Genomic DNA, 21,501 nt, shown 5'->3' on the forward strand with positions numbered 1-21,501 from the left:
TGTAAGGGCCTGTGATTTAAGATCGACACAGGTACGTTCTGGAGGACGCCATCTTGGATGCCATGACTGTCGATGAACTCGCCGAGCGGCTGTTGGCGCAAGGTTGCAACCCGTCGCTTTACGCCATCGGTACGCGGGGTCCGGCGTCCGATGTTTTTTATCTGAGCCAAGTGGGTGGGCGTTGGCAGGTTTGCTATACGGAGCGCGGGCGGGATGCTGAGCCGATCTATGTATCGGCGAGTGAGTCAGAGGCTTGCCAATTCTTTTTTGAGCACGTCATGGCGATGCGGCATGACCACTGCGTGGGTTTTTTCGACCGCGAAGACGAGGCTGTGGCGTTGCGGCGCGAGCTGGGTGAATTGGGGGTGCAGAGCTGGATCGATACGATTCCCTATGGGGGCGAGCGGGATCTTCGGTATCGGGTGTTTGTGGTGGGGAAGGGGATTCATGTGGCAGCGGCGGTGTTGGGGGCGGTGCCGTGGCAAGTGATCGGCAAACTTGGCCACCATCATGTGGGCCAGCGAGCCTGCTGTCGGGATACAGTTGGCATATCAACCCCTGTGATCACTGGGAACCTACGGAACTACTAAATCAAGCGGGGCTACGGCTTGCCCTATTCGCTCGCCGGTACAACTCGTTGCGTAGCCCCAGCAGGCGGCACATACCCTTCCATGCACATGATTCTGCCCCTGAAAAACAATTGTTGGAGTTACGCCACCACGTGCGAAACCTTGTGTGGCTGTGATGGTTTCACCTGTGGTGGATAAAAACGCTACGCCTGTGCGTCCAACGTGCGCATACGTTTGCGCAAATGAATGCAAAACTGGCAGTGCATTCCCCATGCTTCCATTTGGATGTGGCATGTCTTTCTCCTTGGGAGGATAACGGTTAATTCAGTAGACGTCCGCGAGAGTAGCTTGAGAACATCTTGAATTCAAACAGCACGATGTTAGTGGAGACACGGCGACCAGTGTGGGTGTCAAGACGGTATTTACTAAAGCGTTCAATATTTAGGCTTCCTGGTCTCGGTGGCTCCGCTTGTCGTGAACAATCCGCTGAGAATTGACCGGCACGCTGCTTCGACGTTAACTGCAAAAAATACAGCATCTATAGTACGGCTCGGCCATTGATACGGAGTAGGGCCGAGGAGTCATATCCCCCTCAGTCCACCCTCCGTACCAGTTGCCTGCTTGGCCTCAGGCTGGGGGCATCCTTTTCAAACCATCCAAATCATGACCTCAAATTGCCCCAGATGTAGCAATTCGCTGGAAGTAAATGGCTCTTCGAGGCTAGGAAAAGGCAGAAATGACCAGCTAACAAGCATGCACGAAGCCCCTAAAGACTCTCCGGATCCCCAAAAAACATCTGTATCCGCGACCGCAACCACCGCTCCGCCGGATCGTTGTCCTGTGCGCCACGCCAGGCCATGTGCAACTCGAACGTCTGCACGTCCAGCGGCATGTCCTCGGCTCGCAGTCCTCCCGCCGCGGTGAGCGTCTCTGCCGCGTAGTCAGGCACGGTGGCGATGATGTCGGTGCCCGCGAGCAGGGTGCCCAGGCCATTGAACTGAGGCACGGCCAGTACCACATGACGCTTGCGGCCAAGGGTTTCCAGGGTTTCGTCGATGAAGCCGGACAGGTCGCCGGCGAACGACACCAATGCGTGCGGGCGGGCGCAGAAGTCGTCCAGGGTCAGGGCGCCGGGTACGCTGTCGGCGCGCAGCAGCTTGGGCTTGCTGCGGCGCAGGACCTTGCGCTTGGCGTTGGCGGGCAGGTCGGCGGTGTAGCTGACGCCCACCGAGATTTCGCCGGAGGCCAGCAGGGTGGGCATCAGCAGGTAGTTGACCCGGCGCACCACCAGGACGATGCCCGGCGCTTCGGCGCGGATCCGCTTGAGCAACTGCGGCAGCAGGGCGAATTCGGCGTCGTCGGACAGGCCGATGCGAAACACCGAGGTGCTGGTGGCGGGGTCGAACTCGGCGGCGCGGCTGACGGCGGTGGAGATCGAGTCCAGCGCGGGGGAGAGCAGGGCGAAGATCTCCTGGGCGCGGGCCGAGGGCTCCATGCTGCGGCCGGTACGCACGAACAGCGGGTCGTCGAACAGGTTGCGCAGACGTGACAGCGCCGCACTGATCGCCGGCTGGCCGAGAAACAATTTCTCGGCAGCGCGGGTCACGCTGCGCTCGTGCATCAGCGTTTCGAACACGATCAGCAGGTTGAGGTCTACTCGGCGCAGGTCGTTGCGATTCATCGGTGCGTGTCGCCTTGCTCTGGTGGGTCGGGATGAATAGTACGGCCAAAGGCTGTTAACCTGCACGGATTTACCGGCCTCGGATCAATCGCAGGCATGTCGACTATTAATGGCCACTGATGGTCTAACCGGCAAAGCCCCGATAAAGTTCGTGGTAATACGAGATTCACACAGGCGAGGTATGCGATGTCCCGCATGATCCGGTTCCACAAGTTCGGCCCGGCCGACGTGCTGCGCTGCGAAGAGCAGCCTGAGCCGTCGCCGGCCGCCGGCGAAGTCCAGGTGCGCGTCCAGGCCATTGGCCTGAGTTGGTACGACGTGCTCTGGCGGCAGAACCTGGCGCCGTCCCACGCGCGACTGCCGGCCGGTATCGGTCATGAAATGGCCGGGGTGGTGACCCAGGTCGGCGAGGGTGTCGATGACATCGCGGTGGGCGACCGCGTCGCCAGCTTCCCGGCCACCAGCCCGAACGAGCATCCGGTGTACGGCGATGTCATCGTTTTGCCGCGCACGGCCATTACCCGCTACCCCGAACACTTGACGCCCATCGAAGCGAGCGTGCACTACACGCCGCTGCTGATCGCCTATTTCGCCTATGTCGACCTGGCACGGGCCAAGGCCGGGCAGTCGGCGCTGGTGACCGATGCCAGCCACTGCGCAGGCCCGGCTTTCGTGCAATTGGGCAAGGCCCTGGGCCTGAAGGTGATCGCGGCCACCAAGGAGCCCGAGCAGCGCGACTATCTGCTGGGCCTGGGCGCTGACAAGGTGATCGTCACCGAAGAGCAGGACCTGCTGATGCAGATCGGCAAGTACACCGATGGCCGCGGCGTGGATATGGTGCTCGACGGCATGGGCGGTCCGCAGATGTCACTGCTCGGCGATGTCCTTGCGCCGCGTGGCAGCCTGGTGCTTTATGGCCTGCAAGGCGGCAATCAGACGCCTTTCCCGGCGTGTGCGGCGTTTCAGAAGAACATCCAGTTCCATGTGCACTGCATCGGCAACTTCACCGGCAAGCCTGAACTGGGCATTGCTCAGGATCAGGTGGCGATGCAGCGTGCGCTGCGCGATATCAATCAGTTCACTGCCGATAAGCTGCTGACACCACAGATCATCAGGGTCTACCCCTTCGAGGAGGTCGTGCAGGCGCACCGCCTGATGGATGATTGCCCGTGCGGCGGACGGATCGTGCTGGACTTGGGGGCCGCCCCCTGATCGAAGCGATGCGCTGATTGGGTGTCCCCGACAGCCGCCCCTGTAATCCCACTATGTGCCCTGTCGGGCGCGGGGTTACAGGGGCGGCTTTTTGCATTGATGCGCATAGACTGTTCGTTTGCTGGTCAAGCACTGAAACTTCCTACAAATATTTAGTGTGTATCTGATATCTAAAACGCATGCAATATTATCGGCATCTCATGCGGCGGCTCATATCCTTAAAACAAGGGGCTTAATCTCTATAGTCACCTTTGAATTACGACTATCTGAATGGTTTTTTTACGCTCATCTGTATCTGTTATTCAGCGTACAACCCTCGATAATGGCCCTGTGACACCCAGGCTGAACGCCTGCGGAGTGGCCAGTTGCTTCAGTTTTCGGCTAGCGAGCGCGGGGATTGAAGCTGTGGCGCGTCACTAACCCAAAATAGTTGCGAGAAGCTGCTTCAAGTTTTCCTAGTTAGCTGTAGGAAATCTCCGGAATGCTGAACAAAACATATTCAGCAGTTCGATGACCCGAGGCTTTATTGCGCTCAAGGAATGGAGTGGAACACATGAGCAGTATCCATGATCAAGCAATGCACTACATCTATCAGCAAGTGCTGGAGCGGTTGCTCGACCATATGACCCAAGCCCAGCGTGCCTCGGTTCAGTTGTTGATCCAGCGGCTGCTGGTGTCGGCTGGCGGCGTCGAGTATCTGCGCGATTTCCGGCTGTTGGTGTTGCTGGGGCACGACCGCAGCAATGTCAGTCTGTTGGCGTTTCTACGGGCGGCGCAACTGAGTATTGCCTTGCGCGGCCCCGAGACCTTTCGCCTGCAAGTGGTCGTCAATGCCAGGCCGGCATTGACCGACATGCTGCTCGACCACCTGGAACGAACCTTCGGCGCACTGTTTCTGCATGACGACCCGCGGGTCGAGTTGCTGCTGGCAGGTGCAGGCTACGTGCAGCCGTTCAGTCGCGACCCTTCGTGTACAGCCGAGTCGCAGCAAGCCGACCGCGACGCCTTGCTGATGTTTGGCCATTTGTGTGCAGGCCAGCCTGAGGCGGTGCTGGGCAGTCGCTTGCACCTGGAGTTGGGTGATACCGTGCGCACGCTATTGCAGCGCGTGGCGCAACCCAGCGCCGTGATCACTGCCGTGCCCCTGCGACAGCGTCAGCGCTTCCTGGCCTGGAGCCGCGCTGCCATGCGTGTCAGCGGTGAGCGTGGCGACGCGGCCTTGCATCGCTGTGCAGGTGCCTTGTGCGAGTTGCTCGGGCGCATGCACTGCACGCTAGCGTCCCCGATGCAGCGGCCGGATCCTGTGCCTTACGGACGTAATGGCAAATTGGCGCTGCGCATCATCGCCGTCGATGACCTGCTCAACGAGCGGCGCGACGATGATCATCTGGTCGAGGCGCTGGGCCTCGGCGCGGCATCATCTGCCAGCCCGACACCTCTGGCCGCGTTCTCCGATCCTGCCTATCTGGCGCACTTGCAACGCCTGCGCACCCACTGGCTGGGAAGCGCCAGCGATACCGCGTGGTTGGCAAGCGAGCCCGGGCTCGCCATGCTTCAGCGCGCTTTCGGCATCGACGACGTTCAGTCCACCTGCCTGCTGTTCGCCCCCTTCGCCGAGCGAGGCGAAGGATTGGCGGCCTTCGTCCAGCGCTGTCATCCGGCCATGCGTGTGGCGCTGCCGTATCTGCACCGGGCGCTTCAGGGCGAGCCGTGCCCGGAAGCGGTGGTGCAGTGGTTGCTCGATACCAGTGGGCTGAGCCTGGCTCAACTGCGCGGTATCTATAACGGACGTATCGATCCGACGGCCGCGCGGCTGATGCACCGAGTGGCTCGCCGCGATGCGCGTCTGCGCCTGGTGCTACCACCGATGCTGCGCGTAGGCGTCACCGCGCCGATTGCCTGCTGATGGGGCGTTCGGTACGTGGGGAGTTCGCCTATCAGGCGGTCTATCGCTATCTGCTGACGCAGATCACGCAAATGCGGGGGGCTGAGGATGAACGTCTGCCTTCGTTGCGCGATCTGGCACGACGGCTGCGCGTTTCGCTGGCTACCGTGCAGTGCGCCTACAGCCTGCTGGAGGCCGAGGGTCGCGTACATACGGTGCCCAAGTCGGGCTATTACGCTCGACCCGCGCACCTGGGGCCCAATGAGACAGTTCATCACCAGGTCCTGCCTTTGAGCGGTTCCCCGCCACCCTGCGCGACGCTCGAACCGTTGCTGTTGGCCCACGAGCGGCGCCTGGGTGGTCAGGCGCAGGAGGAGCGGGTCGCTCAGGCGGTGCTGCGCCGCGCGATTGCCGCGCGGCTGACGCATTCATCAGGCCGTTACTGGCGGGCCGAAGACGTCAGTCTGTCGCCCGACTTACCGGCATTGCTCTCTACCTCGTTGCACGCCTTGAATCTGCAGGGCAGCACGATCCTGGTGGCCACGCCCTGTTGCGCACGAGACGTTCAGGTGCTTGAGCAATTGGACATGCGGATTGTGGAGTGGCCCCTTGAGGTGCCGGACTTCGACGCACTGGCGCGGCTGCTGGAGGCGGAAAAGGTGCACTTGGTAGTAATGCCCGCCTGCCTTGCCAGCCCGCCCGGGCGCTGGCTTTCGCCTGACGAACAACGCGAGTTGGCACGCTTGCTGGGCCTTCATGGGGTTTGGCTGCTGGAGAACGATCAGGACAGCGAACAGTGTTTCGCAGGATCGCCGGCATCGCACCTTCGCGATTGGGTGGACCCGCGCCGGCTGTTGGTGCACGGCACATTGGAGGCGATTGTCGGCGCAGAAGCCCCCATTGCCTATCTGCTCAGCCCGCATCCTGAGGTGCGCGAAGCCATCGCGCGGCGCAACTTCCGGCTTCCACCCCGACGTGTGTTGGCTTTGGCGCGTGTGCTGAGCCGGTCCGATCTGGACAGCCAGCTTGAGCAGGCACGATCGACGCTGCGAGGGCGCATGGCGACACTCTGCCAGTTGATGGATCAGCACCACCTCGGTGACTGGCTGGCCTATGCTGCACCGCAGGGCGGATACACGCTATGGTGCCGTTTGCATCGTTCCATCGACATCGATAGCCTCTGCGCCCGCCTGCACAGTCCGGCGCTGCGGGTGCTTGCCGGAACTCGGTTCAGTGTGCAGGGGCTGTTTGAACAGAGCCTGGCGCTGAGCTGGGAGGGCGACGATGCAGCGGCACTGGGTCAGGCACTCGCGGACCTGGCCCGAGCCTTGTCAGACCTCCACGGTGCCGACCACCCGGTTGCGGGATGACCGCCGATCCGGCGCGCTTGCCAGAATCGGCGATCTGTATGTATAACCAGTGCTTCTTTGTTCAGCTTCCGATCCTTCGCCGTGATTGCCCACTCCGTCGACGACCCGTTCTATTACCTGCACAACTTCCGGCAAGTGCTGCGCTGGGTCGAGCAACGTTATGCCGACCTGCTCGACGCCGAAGATCAGGCGTTTCTCCTACAGTTTGCACGCCTGCCCCAGCCTGCCCAGGCCCTGCTGGTACGCATGGTGATGCGCAAGGGCGACCTGTTTCGCGATGATCGCCTGCACTATACCGAGATCGGCGATACCGCCCAGGCCCTGGCGCCGTTGCTGAGTCTCGGCTGGGTCTGTGCAGAGCCGGTACTGACCTTGGAGCAGTTGTTCGCGCTGCTGCGCAAGGACGAACTCGCGTGCTGCTTCGCCGGCCACCTCAGCCAGCCCAAGGCCACCAAAGCGCGACTTTTGGCTGAGCTGCAAGCGCTGGAATTGGTCGAGCGCCCGTTGCACGCCTGGTACGCCGAGGCGCCGGTGCGCATCCTGCACTGGCGCCTGCAACCGTTGTGCGACCGTTTGCGCTTGTTGTTCTTCGGCAACCTGTATCAGGACTGGTCCGAATTCGTGCTGGCCGATCTGGGGCTGCTGCGCTACGAGCAGGTCAGCTTCAGCAGCGACTCGCGCACCCTGCGCCAGCGCGCCGATGTCGATCTGGCCATGGCGCTGCACGCCTGCGCCGAACGGCTGGAACAGGGCGAGGCGCCGGAGGGGCTGGTGCTGCTGTTGGGTCGGCTGGTCAGTGATAACCCCTGGCTGGCGCGGCGCCGCACCCGGTTGCTGTATGCCATCGGCCAGCGCTGTGAGCGTCTGGGTGACTGGGCGCAGGCGGCTACGGTGTATGAAGGGCTCGCCCACCCGCAGGCGCGGATTCGTCGGGTGCGGGTGTTCGAGCGCAGCGAGCAGTGGGAGAGGGCGCATGCACTTGCTCTGCACATGGCCCAGGCGCCGGCCAACCCGCTGGAGGTGCAGGCACTGGCGCGCATGCTGCCGCGCCTGAACCGCAAGCTCGGCGGGCCACCGCATCGGCGCAGGGCTTCGGCGGTGCAGGAACTGATCGAGCTGCAATTGCCTCTGGACAGTGCCGGGCAAGGCGTCGAGCGTGCCGTGCGTGCGCATCTGCAGCAGTCCGGGGGCGAGGTGCACTATGTGGAGAACACCCTGTTCAACAGCCTGTTCGGCCTGCTGTGCTGGGAGGCGGTTTTCGCGCCGCTGCCCGGCGCCTTCTTCCACCCTTACCAAGCCGCGCCGCAGGACCTTCACGACGACGACTTCCAGACCCGCCGCGCCGCGTTGTTCGAGGCCTGCTTCGCTCAGCTCGACGACGGTCGCTATCGCCAGACCATCCGCGACCGCTTCGCCGCCAAATACGGGTTGCAGTCGCCCTTCGTATTCTGGGCCGCGCTGAATGAAAACCTGATCGAGCAAGCGCTGGCCTGTGTGCCGGCGCAGCATCTGAAGCACTGCTTCGTGCGGCTGTTGCAGGACATTCGCAACAATCGCACCGGCATGCCCGATCTGATCCAGTTCTGGCCCGAACAGGCGCGCTACCAGATGATCGAGGTCAAGGGGCCGGGCGATCGCCTGCAGGACAACCAGTTGCGCTGGCTGGAGTTCTGTCGGGAGCACGCCATGCCGGTGGCGGTGTGTCATGTGCGTTGGTGCGAGGCGGTGGCGTGAGCCTGAGCGTGGCCGTCCGAGCACTGTGCGAGTTCGCCGCCAAGGTGGGCGATCTGGACCTGCGTTTCACCCCGTCGCCCACCGCCCAGCAAGGCATGGAAGGCCATCGACAGGTGGTTGCACGCCGCGACCCCGGCTATCAGTCGGAGGTGTCGCTCGAAAGCGAGTACCAAGGTTTGCGTGTGCGTGGCCGCGCCGACGGCTACGATCCGGTGCGTAATCGCGTGGAAGAGATCAAGACCCACCGTGGCGACTTGGCCCGCCAGCCGGACAACCACCGCCAACTGCACTGGGCCCAGGCCAGGGTCTATGCCTGGCTGTTGTGTCAGTCGCGAGGGCTGGCGCAGATGGAGGTCACCCTGGTCTACCTGGACATCGACAGCGACCGCCAGACGCTGTTCAGCGAGCAGCAGCAGGCCGACGATCTGCAGCGTTTCTTCGAGACGCTGTGCCAGCGCTACATTGGTTGGGCCCAGGCCCAGCGCCTGCGCCAGGCCGAACGCAACCGCGACTTGCAACGTCTGGCGTTTCCTTACCCGCAGTTTCGCCAGGGCCAGCGCCAGTTGGCCGAAACCCTGTACAAGGCGGTCGCCACCGGGCGCTGTCTGATGGCCCAGGCCAGCACCGGCATCGGCAAGACACTCGGTACGCTGTTTCCGCTGCTCAAGGCCATGGTCCCGCAGCAACTGGACAAACTGTTCTTCCTCACGGCCAAGACCCCGGGCCGGGCTTTGGCGCTCGATGCACTGCGCCAGATCAGCGCCGCCACCGCACAACCTGGGCTGCGAGCGCTGGAGCTGATTGCCCGGGACAAAGCTTGCGAGTATCCCGACCGCGCTTGCCACGGCGAGTCCTGCCCACTGGCTAAGGGCTTTTACGATCGTCTGCCGGCGGCGCGCGAGGCGGCGTCGCACGTGCCGCTGCTCGATCGCGCCGCGCTGCGCGAGGTGGCCCTGGCCCATGAGGTCTGTCCTTACTACCTGGGGCAGGAGATGGCGCGTTGGGTTGACGTGGTGGTTGCCGACTACAACTACTACTTCGATGCCCACGCGCTGCTGTTCGGCCTGACCCAGCTCAACCAGTGGCGCGTGGCGGTGCTGGTGGACGAAGCGCACAACTTGGTCGAGCGCGGTAGGGCCATGTACAGCGCCTGTCTCGATCAGGGTCAGTTGATGGCGCTGCGTCAGCGTAAACCGGCCGGATTGACCACTGTGCTGGAGCGCCTCAATCGTCAATGGAACGCCCTGTACAAAGAGCAACAGGCCCCGTATCACGCCAGCGAGCCGGTCCCCGACGCCTTCATCAGGGCATCGCAACAGTGTACCGGGGTGATCCAGGAGCACCTGGAACAGATGCCTGCCCAAGTCGATCCACAGGTGTTGCAGTTCTATTTCCAGCTCCTGCAGTTCACCCGAGTGGCGGAGCTGTTCGACGAACACTTCCTGTTCGACATTCAACTGCGCAACGGCCCCCGGCGCCGGCGGCTGGCGACGCTGACGCTGCGCAATGTGGTGCCTGCGCGCTTGCTCGCACCGCGCATGGCCGCCGCGCGCAGCGTCACGCTGTTCTCGGCGACCCTCGGCCCGCGACGGTTCTATGCCGATCTACTGGGCATGCCCGCCGACACCGGCTGGCTGGAGGTCGCCGCGCCCTTTCGTGCCGAGCAGCTACAGGTGCACATCGTCAGCCAAGTGTCGACCCGCTACCAGCAACGGCAGCGCTCCCTGGCCCCCATCGTCGAGCTGATCGCCGGGCAATATCGTCGTCAACCCGGCAACTACCTGGCGTTCTTCAGCAGTTTCGAGTATCTGCAGCAGGTCGCTTCGCTGTTCGCCGAGCGGCACCCCGAGGTGACGCAATGGTGTCAGGCCCCGGGTATGGACGAGGCGGCGCGGGAAGCTTTCCTGGCGCGCTTCGTCGAGCAGGGGCAGGGGGTCGGCTTCGCGGTGCTCGGCGGTGCGTTCGGTGAAGGTGTGGACCTGCCCGGTACGCGTCTGATCGGCGCCTTCGTTGCCACCTTGGGCCTACCGCAGGTCAATCCGGTCAACGAACAGTTCAAGGCGCGCCTAGGGCGTCAGTTCGGTGCCGGCTTCGATTACACCTACCTGTACCCGGGCGTACGCAAGGTGATCCAGGCGGCCGGTCGGGTGATTCGGGGGGAACAGGATCGCGGCGTGCTGTTTCTGATCGACGAGCGCTTCAGCGAACCGCGCGTGCAGCAGATGTTTCCCGCCTGGTGGCAGATCGCCGAGTGAGCGGCGTGTGGCCATCGCGCCGCCGTGCAACTCCCAGTACACTGCGCGTTCCAACACCTACATCCGTAGAACTCGAGGTTTTGCATGACGCTCAGTCCTTTGGCAGGCAAGCCGGCTCCCGCCAGCGTGCTGGTCGATATTCCCCGCCTGTTGACGGCCTACTACACCGGTCGCCCGGACGCCTCCATCGCCGCCCAGCGCGTGGCCTTCGGCACCTCGGGGCACCGTGGCACTTCGTTCGAGCTGAGCTTCAACGAGCACCATGTGTTGGCCATCACTCAGGCGATCTGTCTGTATCGCCAGGAAAAAGGCATTGATGGCCCGTTGTTCATCGGCGCCGACACCCACGCCTTGTCAGCCCCGGCTGCCGCCAGCGCGCTCGAAGTCTTGGCGGCCAATGGCGTGCAGGTGCGGCTGTCCAAAGATGACGAATACACCCCGACACCCGCAGTGTCCCACGCCATTCTCTGCTACAACCGTGGGCGCCAGCAGGGGCTGGCCGACGGTATCGTCATCACCCCGTCGCACAATCCGCCCCAGAGCGGCGGCTTCAAGTACAACCCGCCCAACGGCGGGCCGGCCGACAGCGATGTGACCAAGTGGATCGAGGCCAAGGCCAATGAACTGCTGGCGGCCGAACTGGCTGGCGTCAAACGTATGCCCTACGCCCAGGCGTTGCAGGCCGCGACCACCGAGCGCCATGACTACCTCGGCAACTACGTCGCCGACCTGGAAAACGTCATCGACTTCGAGGTGATTCGCAACGCCAAGCTGCGCCTGGGCGTCGACCCATTGGGTGGCGCTGGCGTGCGCTACTGGTCGGCCATCGCCGAGCGCTATGGCCTGGATCTGGAAGTGGTCAACACCGAGGTCGATCCAACCTTCCGCTTCATGAGCGTCGACTGGGACGGGCAGATCCGCATGGACCCATCCTCGCCCCACGCCATGCAAGGCCTGATCGGCTTGCGCGAGCGCTTCGACGTGGCGTTCGCCTGCGACCCGGACCACGACCGCCATGGCATCGTCACTGCTGACGGGCTGCTGCAGCCGAACAACTACCTGGCCGTGGCCATCGACTATCTGTTCCGTCATCGCCCGCACTGGCGTCACGACGCAGCCGTCGGCAAGACCGTGGTGAGCAGCGGCATGATCGACCGGGTCACCGCACAACTGGGCCGGGAGCTCTACGAAGTGCCAGTGGGGTTCAAGTACTTCGCCCAAGGCCTGTTCGAAGGCACGCTCGGCTTTGGCGGCGAAGAAAGTGCCGGCGCCTCGTTCCTGCGCCTGGACGGCAGCGTCTGGGCCACCGATAAGGACGGCCTGATACCAGCACTGCTGGCGGCCGAGATGACCGCCCGCACCGGACGCAACCCGAGCCAGGCCTACGCTGACCTCACCGCCACCCTTGGCAAACCCTACGCCACCCGTGTAGAGGCCAAGGCCGATGCCCGGCAAAAAGCGCTGCTGAGCAAGCTGGCGCCCGAGCAGGTCACGTCCAAAGAGCTGGCAGGCGAAGCCATCGAGCAGATTCTCAGCCACGCGCCTGGCAACGGTCAGGCCATCGGTGGTCTGAAGGTGATGACCGCCAATGGCTGGTTCGCCGCACGGCCATCGGGCACCGAGGACATATACAAGATCTACGCCGAAAGCTTCATCGACGAAGCGCACCTGCAGCGACTGGTACAGGAAGCGCAGGTCTTGGTGGATGCCGCGATCCGCTGAAGCCGCTGATGCATGAGCGTCAACAAGAATCCGAGGACTGCCTGGCAGCCCTCGGATTCATGCATTCAGGGGGAATCGAACCTCAGGCGACATCCACCAGCACGATCTCGCTGTCTTCGATGGCCGTGACCCGCACGACCCGTTCATCTTCGACGGCGACGCCATCTCGTGCATGGGCGCGCACGCCATTGACTTCGATCACACCCTTGGCAGGCACCAGGTAGCCACGGCGCCCCTCATCGAATCGGTACTCGGCACTTTCGCCAGCGTGCAGGGTGGCCGCCACCAAGCGTGCATCGGCGCGGATGCGCAGGGTATCGCCGGGTTCCTCACGGCCGCTGGCCAAGGTGACGAAGCCTTCGCCACGCTCGCCCTTGGGAAACGGACGAGTGCCCCAGGACGGCGCTCCACCGACGTTCTCCGGCACGATCCAGATCTGGAAAATACGCGTGTCGACTGGCTCCAGGTTGTACTCGCCATGAACGATGCCAGTTCCGGCACTCATCACCTGAACGTCCCCGGCTTCGGTACGGCCCTTGTTGCCCAGGTTGTCCTGGTGACTGATTGCTCCCTCACGCACGTAGGTGATGATTTCCATGTCCCGATGAGGATGGGGTGGGAATCCGCTGCCGGCCGCGATCAGGTCGTCGTTCCATACCCGCAGGTTGCCCCAGTTCATACGCTGCGGGTCGTAGTACTCGGCGAAGGAAAAGTGATGGTGGGCGTCGAGCCAGCCATGATTGGCGTGGCCCAGGCTCTCGAAGGGGCGCAGTTGCAGCATGGTGAGGTCCTCGTTAATTCGTGATGGAGCCATGATGCGCCGATTGAATATCGAAATTAAGCGTAAATATCGACTCAGATTGATCGGCTGGATTGATTAATCAATATATTGTGCTTTCTACGTTTCATCGCCTAATTGCCTGATCTGCAAGCCGAAGCTGGTACTTTTCGGCGGATCGTTGGAACATGCTCGCCTGATTCGTTTAGCCCTGGAGTGACCGTGTCCCACGAGCAGCCGCCATCGTCGCCGCCCGACCTGACCCCGCCCGCGCAGTTGCCGTGGCTACGCCGCCTGGCTGCGCGCCTGTTGGGTCGCGGACTGAGCCGATTACAGGCGCAGCATCGCGATTCCTGGTTCCTGGGTCACGCCGTCGGCCAGCGCAGCGGACACACCGACGGTGTGCGCGATGGCTACGAGCGTGGGCGCGCCGAAGGCTATGAAGCCGGGCGTCAGGTGCTGGTGATTCGTGACTGTCGCGACGACACGCCTGCCGTGCCGGGGCAGGACAACAACCTGTTCGACGATTGGCGTCTGCCGCTCACCGCCGACCTGAAAAAGCGCTTCAAGGCCGATGTCGCCCAGCGCCTGCCGGCCACCGCCCAGCCCAGTGCGGCGCAGTGGAAGCTGATCTTCAGCGACACGCCCAGCACCTGCGTGGTGGCCGGTGCGGGGGCGGGCAAGTCCACGTCCCTGGTGCTGCGCATCCTGCTGCTGCGTCATTACCTGGGCTTCGAACTCGATGCCATGACCGTGGTGACCTTCACCCGGGAGTCGCGCAAGGACTTCATCAAACGCTTGGTGCAGGTGTTCGGGCTGTGGCACGTCGAGATGACTCCGGCCACTGCCCGCGAGCTGGTGCGCACCTTCCACTCACGCATCCTGCCGCTGGTGCGCAGCCTGCCGGGCTTTTCCCAACTGCGGGCGTTCGAGACGCTGGGCAATGACCTGCCGGCAGGCAGCGAGGCGTTGGCAGAAAGTACCGCGTTCGACCTGCGCCTGAATGACGCCCAGCGCCAGGCCATGAACCTGTGCTACCGCGATCTGCTCGCTGAAAGCCCACGCTTCGCTGAACTGGTGGCCTCCTTGCGTCGCGAGGCGCTGCTGCTCAAACCGTTGGATCCGGACCATCCGGATGTGCAGAAGCGCGTGCAGGTCACCCAGTTGGCTGCGCAGCGGGACGAAGAACTGTGCGATGTGATCGAAGACCTGTGGTTCGCAGCCGGCGCCTGGCCCATCAAGGGAATCGAGCCGTGCCGTGAGACCGTGCAGATACGTGGGCAGCGCTTTCACGTGCATGGGCGCCTCGCAGGGCAGGACACCTGGGTCGTGTTGGGCTTCGACCCCGGCGAGAGTGCTCAGTATCAGCGACCCGGCGCCAAGCTTTCGGTGCGGGCAGAATGGTCGGTCAAGCGCACATTGCTTCAAGCTTTCTGCGACAAGCCACTGATTTGGCTGGATAACTACGACAGCGCCAAACGCCTGGCCGGCTCCCTCGCCGGGGATGCCGTCGCCGGGCCAGGGTTCGAGTTCAAGGTCAAGGATGAACTGGCAGCGGCCCCTTTGCTCGACGCGTTCGTCTCCGCTGCCGGTTTCATCGAGAACCTGGGCCTCGATGTAGGGCGTGCGGTGGCGGACCTGAGCTTCCCGTCAGGCGATGTCGATGCGTCATTTTTCGAAGCGTTGGCGCTGTATTGGAAGGCGTTCGAACACCATCTGCTGGGCATGTCGCCGCCGGTCATGACCTATAACCGCATGTTCGCGCTGTTCGGCGAGCTCAACCCGCAGAATCTACGACTGCTGCCTGATACGCTGCTGCGTCCGATGGCTCACCTGATGCTCGACGAGTTCCAGGACGTCTCGCCACAGATCGTCAGTTGGCTGCGCGCCACACTGGCTGAAATCCGCCGGCGCGGTCCGAGTCTGACTACGGGGCGTACGGCGGCGCATTCTTCCTTGCTGTGCGTGGGCGACGACTGGCAGTCGATCTATGGCTGGCGCGGCAGCTCGCCCGACTACTTCATCGGCTTCACCCAGACCTTTCCATCACCTGCCAACACCCGTGTGTTGATGGTCGAGAATTACCGCAGCCAGCAGCACATCATCGACGCCGCCGAGCACTTGGTGCGTGGCGCGCCGGCGATCGGAGGCAAGAAAGCCAGGGCCAGCGGCGCCGCCGCCGAGCTGCCGCTGTCGGCTGTGAAGGTATTCGAGCGCGACGACGAGGCCATGGCGCGCACCGTGGCCGAGCATTACGAACAAGGTGAAATCATCCTCATCCTGTTTCGAAAATCATCAGATAAATCATTGATTCTAAAGAGTATCGAGCAATTACTTAAAGTAGAGTCTGAACTGCCGAATGACCGCCGGCGAATCCGCCTGCTGACCTATCACAGTGCCAAGGGATTGCAAGCCGATACCGTCTTCATGCTTGGCGATTGCCAGTACCTCACTCGCTCACCCCACAAGAACCAGCTGTACCGTCTGGCAGGCTTGGCTCGCGATGGCGATGCGCAAGGCTACGACAATGCGCAGAAAGACGAAGTGCAGCGCCTGGCCTACGTCGGCGTGACCAGGGCGATCAGGCACTGCTATTGGTACGTGGAACGGCCGGATGGCGAGGCCAGGACGCTGCCTAGCGCTGCGCGCAGGGTCGATGCCCGGCTGCCATGTTTCGACGATCTGCGAGGCTGAACGGGGCAGGCATCACGCCTGTTCCACCTCGCGCGTAAAGCTGTCGAACAAGCCTAGCTCCACGCGCTGCTGTTCTGCCAGCAGCGCATTGGCGGCCTGGGTGTACTGAGCATCGGTGAGCGAAACCGGGCTCAAGCGGCCCTCTGCTTGCGGCAAGACCAGGCCAAGCGCCTGTTCGAGACAGGCCTTCACCGAGGCCGATAGGTGGTCCACCCTGGGCGCTAGCGCGTCCACGCAACTGTCGAGGTAGTCCATGCCCGGCTGCCAGAAGTCGGTGCTTGTGCTAAAGGCCTGCTCATGGGCGCGTCGCACACTGTACCGCCACGTCGGCTGTTCCAGCAGCCAGGCGCGCCGCAGATTCGAGCTTTCTTCAAGGCGTCGCACCTCTTTGACCACTTTGTTCCTGACGGTGGGCGTGAGGTTGGCAGTGCTTTCGTACAGCATGCCGGCCTCAGGCTCCGGATAGTCGAGTATCACTGCCAGGCTCTGGCGTAGTGCCAGACGTATCTCGATATCATCGACCAGCCCGTGGCGCAGCCAGGTATCGGGAACCGCTTCGGGATCGTCCAGTGGATCGAGCGAAGGGATCGATGCGTGGGCTTCGACGGCTTGCAGGGCCGCTTTGCGTAAGGTCCGTGCCAAAGCGATCCGGTCGGCCAACCGATTGACCAGGCTGCGTCGATACACCTTGCGCAGCGCCTGCCATTTACTGTGTAGCGGTGTGGGGTCGTTGGCCAGTTGGTGCAGGTAGAGCTCGGTCTCCAGAGCGCTGAGCGCATCGGTGCCGGCGTCCCCACAGGTGACCGGATAGCTCTCGGCCACCGCGTTCAGTTGGTCTCGCAAGCGGGTGTCGGCGGCCGCTTGCTCGAGTATCGCCCAGGCACGGGCACTCATGGCCTGCGGCTGACGTTGCGCCTGGGCCGAGTCGGTCACCATCTGCAACTGCTCGAACAGCGCCTGGTTTTCTGGCATGCCGTGCAACTCGTTCCACAGTTGGATGCGCTCATCCGTGCGTCCGTCAAGGTAGAACTGCTGCCAATTCGACGCCCGAACCTCATCGTGCTCGTAGACCGTCAGGCCGCTGCGGCGCAGACGGCTCAGCGGGGCTTCATCCATCAAGTTGTAGTGCAGGCTCAGGCGCAGCCCTGGGCGTTGCTGGGCGACATCACGCATGAAGGGCGTGGCCAGCACCGTGTCGAGCGCCTCGAGACTGTGCAGATTATTGAAGGAGAGATCGACCTGGCGCAGTTGGTACTGCAGCTGACTCATGAGCAGGATCAGGCCATCGGGCCAGCGATCGAGATTGGCCCGGGACAGGTCGAGGCGTGACAGGCGTGCCATGTAGCTGACGTCGGGTGCCACTGTTAGTGGGTTGATACTCAAATCCAGCTCGCGCAAGTCGATCAGTCCTTGGAACGCTTCGGCGGTCGCGGCATCGAGCTGGATCCGGTTGTTGTGCAGATCCAGGCTGTCCAGCCGTCGCTGGGCGAGCATTTCCACGTCCGTCACGCTCAATCTCAGCGCGTTGCGGCTGAGCACCAGGTGACGCAGGTGCGGCATGGCACGCAGCGCCGGCGCCAGCACGCCGAGGTCGGTCAGGGCGTTGCTGGAGAGGTCCAGCCTGCGCACGCCCACCGCCTGTTGCAGCGCCTCGGCCAATGTGACGCTGTCGATCTCGAAGTTCCCGGTGATCGAGAGAGACTCAAGTGCCGGGAAGCACTCGAACAGCTTCGCGGGCAGGCGCAACAGGCCCAGGCTGTCGATGCGCACGTGGCGGATAGTCGGGAAAACCGTCGTCAGCTCGGGCAGCTCATCGAGCGCCATGCGGTCCAGCACCAGCTCGCCGTCGGTCTCCCGACGCCAGGCGCGGTAGAGTCGTCTGGCGCACTCGATACGGGCATCTCGCTCGAGAAGACGAACTTCACTGTGTTTCCAGCGCAGCAGGGTCTGGTGCAAGTCTTGCCACTGACGCTCCAGGTCGAGCAGCCCCTGGCCAAGATCGCCTGCGGCGATCAGGGTTCTCTGCACATCCTGCAGTTGGCTAGGCGACGCGGCAGGGAACAGGCGTGCCAGTCGTCGCTGGGCGGCGGTGGGATGGTCGAGCGGGGTGCCACGACCGCTCAGCGGATAGCCGAGACGGCCCTCGCTCAAGCGCAGCGGCGAGCGGAACCCTCCAGGACGCCTTTGCTGGCCTAAGACGTGGCTTGCGCGCGTGCGGTCGTTTACCGCGACAGCGAACAGCTCGGCATCGCTCGTTACTGCGCCACCTGAAAGCCCGCTGCGCAGCAAGGCGGTATCGCGGGTTGCCAGATGCTGCTGGTACAGCCCAAGGATGGCCCTGTTCAAGCGTATCGTCGCTTGCAGCAGGCGTGCTTCTTCAAGGACACGCAGGGGGATTCTGCCGTCGCTCGGGGCCATGCGTCGACGTTCGGCTGGACTGGCGTGGTCGAGCAATTCGTCCAATGCACATGCGGGCAGTTCCGGGAATTGAGCGCTCAGCCGTGCGGCGGCGGACGTGCCTTGTGGCAACGCCGTTTCGCGCCCCTCAAGACGCAGCAGCAGATCTTCCAGGGGGGAGGGCAGCGCGGCACCGTCGATCAGCTGGCGTCGTAGCACGTCGGCCGAAAGGCCCGTGATTTGCAGGGCTGCGTTTCGCTGGGCGGCACTCAGTGATTCACCCACCGATCCCTGGCGCGCGAGCAGTTCGTCGGTTTCCCACTCCAGCGGGTTGTCGTATGCCAAGCGCCAGGCGCCGCGACCATTGTGTTGCAGGGGCGGTCGATAGGCCTGTTCATCACTGGGATGACGGACGTACCACTGGCCTTGCGTGTCCGACACCACCTCATGCATGGACTGCTGCAGACGGATGTAGCTGCGGCCCTGCTGCCAGTACAGACCCTGGGCATCGGGGGCAAGGGTTTGCGGCAACGTCGCAGCGCTGCGGTAGTGCTCCAGATCGGGTCGCCACAACAGCGGTCGCTCGTTGACCTCGATCGGTTGCAGGTCATCGACCAGACGTGCACCCACGACCTTGGCGGCCCCCACGCTGACCCCGGCGATGGCCACGTTGACCAGCAGCGATTCGACCTGGGCCAGGGCCTGTGCGGTATCGCCAGCCTCCCAGGACTGGATGGCATAGAACAGCCCGCCCACCAACTGCGATCCGGCAATCCACAGCATCAACGGATTGAGGGCGGGAATGAAGGCCGCCGCCACATTGAGGACGCTGAGGCCAATGTCCTCCCAGAACGCCAAGCGCCGCAGGCGCGCCTGAGCATCCACGTCGGCGGTCGGTACGGCGACGCAGCGTGCATCGCCCTTGATCCGCTGCAGGTGCAACTGCTGCAGGTGTGTCCAGGGCATGTCCGGCAGGTCCTTGAGCTGCGCCTGCAGATGCACTTGATCACGTGGCTGCAGCGCGCTGTCGTCGCTGACGTTTGGGTTGCTGTACAGGGCCCTACGCAGATGAGTGGCCAACTCAGGTTGCAGGCTCAGTGGGGCCAGACCGAGCAGCGCGCGGCGCTGGGTCGCCTGCTTGAGCCGACAGACCAGGTCGGCATGGGCCTCGGGCAGCGAGGCGAAACTCCTGAGCGCAGCCGTCTGGATACCTGGCAGATAGAGGATATGCCGGTTTCCAGCCGGGCCATGCAGGGTGAGCAGGAGGAGTTCATGCAGGGGGATGCCGAACAGTTCCAAGCGCTGGCAACTGATCCGCGTGAAGCCGCAGTTCGATGGCGCAGTCGCCACGCAGAAGGCGTGCAAAGCCACCGATTCACGCTGGCTTATATCGTTTTTCAACTGCGCCAGGCGCGTCTGCACGCGTAACTCATCCTGTCGCGCTTGAATGGACAAACTGTGGATACGCTGGGCATCGGCCGTGTCGTAGATTGAGGCCAGATGCTCCTGATAGCGCCGGCCCAGATCAACTTCGCGGCAGAGCGTAATGAACTCGCGCAGGCTCAGCGGCGGCGCCACGCGCGGATCGTCGCCGCACTGCAGGCTGGAGAATGCAGGGGTGTCCAGCGGGCCGGCGAAATTGTGCAGGGCCGCTTCCAGCAGACTCGAAAGTCTCGGCTTGCCAGTCGGCGTGTACTCCATGTGCTGCGGCGAGCTCCCTGGCTGCTCAACCCGCGCCGCTTGGCTGCGGTAGTACGTGCGATCCACCGAGACGTTGCGGGGCACACGCGCTTGCAGCAGCGGTCGGCAGAACTCTGTGACGCCCTGTAGCCCCGCCAGCGCTCCCTGCAGTTCGCGCAGGCTGCCGTCGCGCTGCTCAAGCGCGTTGTCCAGGGCGCGCTGATCGCTGTCTGGCGCGGCGGCATACCAGGCCAGAGGTTGACCCTGCGCATCGAGATAAGGCTTGCGCTGACTGGCCATCAGTTGCCGGGCGTGATCGGCATGCAGTTGGGTGCTCCAGTTCGGCAAGGCGGTGAGGATTTGTCGTTGGTGCAGGGGTGGGGTCATGGCGGTTCTCCTCGAAGGAGGCCGCATTGAACACTGCGCGGCGTGCGCCTAAGCGGTAAATAGCTAGCCGGCGGCGTCGCGTCTGCCTAAGTGACGGTCGCGCTCGGGCCTTTGGCCAGTTCCCTGATGGTCCAAGGTGGTTCACTCGCCCGCGTTGTTTCGGACGTCGGGCCATGCCAGGGAGCGCGCCATGCCTACGCAGTCCATGCCCAAGGATTACCTACTGGACCTCAACGGTATCGAGATGGCAGTCCGCACGTGGGGAGAGCAGGGAGCCATTCCGGTGCTCGCGCTGCACGGCTGGCTGGATAACGCGGCCTCGTTCGAGCGCCTGGCGCCGCTCATGGAGGACTGTTTCATCGTGGCCCCTGACCTGATTGGGCACGGCCGCTCCGATCACCGACGTGAAGACAGCGGGTACTACCTCTGGGAGCATGCCGAAGATGTTCTGGCATTGGTCGATCGCCTGGGGCTTGGGCCTTTCCATGTGGTGGCGCACGGCATGGGCAGTGGCATCGCCTCGATACTCGCCCTGCTCACCAGCACTGTCGTCAGCATGACCTTTCTCGATGGCATGGGAGTGCCCTTTACCGTCGATGAAGGCGAGCGGCTGCCGCATCTGGCCCGCGCCTATCGGCTCAAGCGCATGGTGCAGCGCAGCCAGGCAGGCAGCACCGGACCGTTGTCGGGCAGTAGATTCGAGAACCTCGAGCAAGCCATGGGACAGCGTCGCGACCGATTGGGCGCTGAGGTATCCGAGGAGGCAATCAGGTTACTGGCTCAGCGAGACCTGCTGCAGACGGGCGATGGTTATCGCTGGCGCCATGATGAACGGCTGGCGCTCCCGGAAAGCATGCCCTTGACCGAGAAAGAGGCGTGCAAACTGCTCCAGCAGATTCACTGCCCGTTGTACCTGATTCTGGCCCGCCAGGGCATGTGTGCAGGCCCCGTGTTCAACCGCCGTAAATCCGCCTTGCCCCCTCATGCACAGGTGTCGTGGTACCCGGGTGGGCACCATTTTCACCTCGATGAACCTGAGCGAGCCTTGGCCGAGCAGATAGGGCGGATTCTGGCGCGCCATGAAGGCACGCCAGTACTGCGTCGCGTCAACGAGTGAGTATTGCTGGGCAGGCAGCG

At 63.3% G+C, this 21,501-nt stretch carries 12 protein-coding genes; 9 read left to right on the forward strand and 3 right to left on the reverse strand.

Annotation, left to right across the window (positions count from 1 at the left end):
- Positions 1-53 precede the first annotated feature (53 nt).
- Positions 54-590 (forward strand): SPOR domain-containing protein, encoded by a 537-nt coding sequence (locus Q6A47_RS09480; protein ID WP_304484138.1) that lies wholly within the window; start codon positions 54-56, stop codon positions 588-590.
- 745 nt (positions 591-1,335) lie between these two features.
- Here the strand turns inward: Q6A47_RS09480 and Q6A47_RS09485 are convergent.
- Complete coding sequence (locus tag Q6A47_RS09485; protein ID WP_116888376.1) at positions 1,336-2,250, reverse strand: LysR family transcriptional regulator; 915 nt, start codon at positions 2,248-2,250, stop codon at positions 1,336-1,338.
- A 186-nt stretch (positions 2,251-2,436) separates the two neighbouring features.
- Here Q6A47_RS09485 and Q6A47_RS09490 point away from each other — a divergent pair, with 186 nt between their 5' ends.
- From Q6A47_RS09490 to pgm, 6 genes are all read left to right on the forward strand, one after another.
- Positions 2,437-3,462: a zinc-dependent alcohol dehydrogenase family protein gene (locus Q6A47_RS09490; RefSeq protein ID WP_304484140.1), complete on the forward strand. Its 1,026-nt coding sequence runs from the start codon at positions 2,437-2,439 to the stop codon at positions 3,460-3,462.
- Positions 3,463-4,015: 553 nt separating this feature from the next.
- Positions 4,016-5,368 carry a hypothetical protein gene (locus Q6A47_RS09495; protein ID WP_304484142.1) on the forward strand — a complete coding sequence of 451 codons (1,353 nt, stop codon included), beginning with the start codon at positions 4,016-4,018 and terminating at the stop codon, positions 5,366-5,368.
- Complete coding sequence (locus tag Q6A47_RS09500) at positions 5,368-6,717, forward strand: aminotransferase class I/II-fold pyridoxal phosphate-dependent enzyme (RefSeq protein ID WP_304484144.1); 1,350 nt, start codon at positions 5,368-5,370, stop codon at positions 6,715-6,717. The genes Q6A47_RS09495 and Q6A47_RS09500 overlap by 1 nt, the downstream gene beginning before the upstream one ends.
- A gap of 81 nt (positions 6,718-6,798) precedes the next feature.
- Positions 6,799-8,451 carry a VRR-NUC domain-containing protein gene (locus Q6A47_RS09505; RefSeq protein WP_304484146.1) on the forward strand — a complete coding sequence of 551 codons (1,653 nt, stop codon included), beginning with the start codon at positions 6,799-6,801 and terminating at the stop codon, positions 8,449-8,451.
- Entirely contained in the window at positions 8,448-10,706 is a 2,259-nt protein-coding gene (locus tag Q6A47_RS09510) for an ATP-dependent DNA helicase (RefSeq protein WP_304484147.1), read from the forward strand. Before Q6A47_RS09505 ends, Q6A47_RS09510 begins: the two co-directional genes overlap by 4 nt.
- A gap of 84 nt (positions 10,707-10,790) precedes the next feature.
- On the forward strand, positions 10,791-12,428 hold the full coding sequence (gene pgm / locus Q6A47_RS09515; RefSeq protein ID WP_304484148.1) for a phosphoglucomutase (alpha-D-glucose-1,6-bisphosphate-dependent): 1,638 nt from the start codon (positions 10,791-10,793) through the stop codon (positions 12,426-12,428).
- 82 nt (positions 12,429-12,510) lie between these two features.
- On the opposite strand, the gene Q6A47_RS09520 is transcribed toward pgm, so the two are convergent.
- Complete coding sequence (locus Q6A47_RS09520) at positions 12,511-13,209, reverse strand: pirin family protein (protein WP_029613496.1); 699 nt, start codon at positions 13,207-13,209, stop codon at positions 12,511-12,513.
- Positions 13,210-13,428: 219 nt separating this feature from the next.
- On the opposite strand from Q6A47_RS09520, the gene Q6A47_RS09525 reads away from it, so the two are divergent.
- On the forward strand, positions 13,429-15,900 hold the full coding sequence (locus tag Q6A47_RS09525) for a UvrD-helicase domain-containing protein (protein ID WP_304484150.1): 2,472 nt from the start codon (positions 13,429-13,431) through the stop codon (positions 15,898-15,900).
- A gap of 12 nt (positions 15,901-15,912) precedes the next feature.
- Here the strand turns inward: Q6A47_RS09525 and Q6A47_RS09530 are convergent, their stop codons facing one another.
- On the reverse strand, positions 15,913-20,364 hold the full coding sequence (locus Q6A47_RS09530) for an NEL-type E3 ubiquitin ligase domain-containing protein (RefSeq protein ID WP_304484152.1): 4,452 nt from the start codon (positions 20,362-20,364) through the stop codon (positions 15,913-15,915).
- A 190-nt stretch (positions 20,365-20,554) separates the two neighbouring features.
- Here Q6A47_RS09530 and Q6A47_RS09535 point away from each other — a divergent pair, with 190 nt between their 5' ends.
- On the forward strand, positions 20,555-21,481 hold the full coding sequence (locus tag Q6A47_RS09535) for an alpha/beta fold hydrolase (protein ID WP_295481932.1): 927 nt from the start codon (positions 20,555-20,557) through the stop codon (positions 21,479-21,481).
- The last annotated feature ends 20 nt before the right edge of the window (positions 21,482-21,501 follow it).

It is taken from the genome of Pseudomonas boreofloridensis, from assembly GCF_030580795.1.
GTDB classification, from domain to species: Bacteria; Pseudomonadota; Gammaproteobacteria; order Pseudomonadales; family Pseudomonadaceae; genus Aquipseudomonas; species Aquipseudomonas boreofloridensis.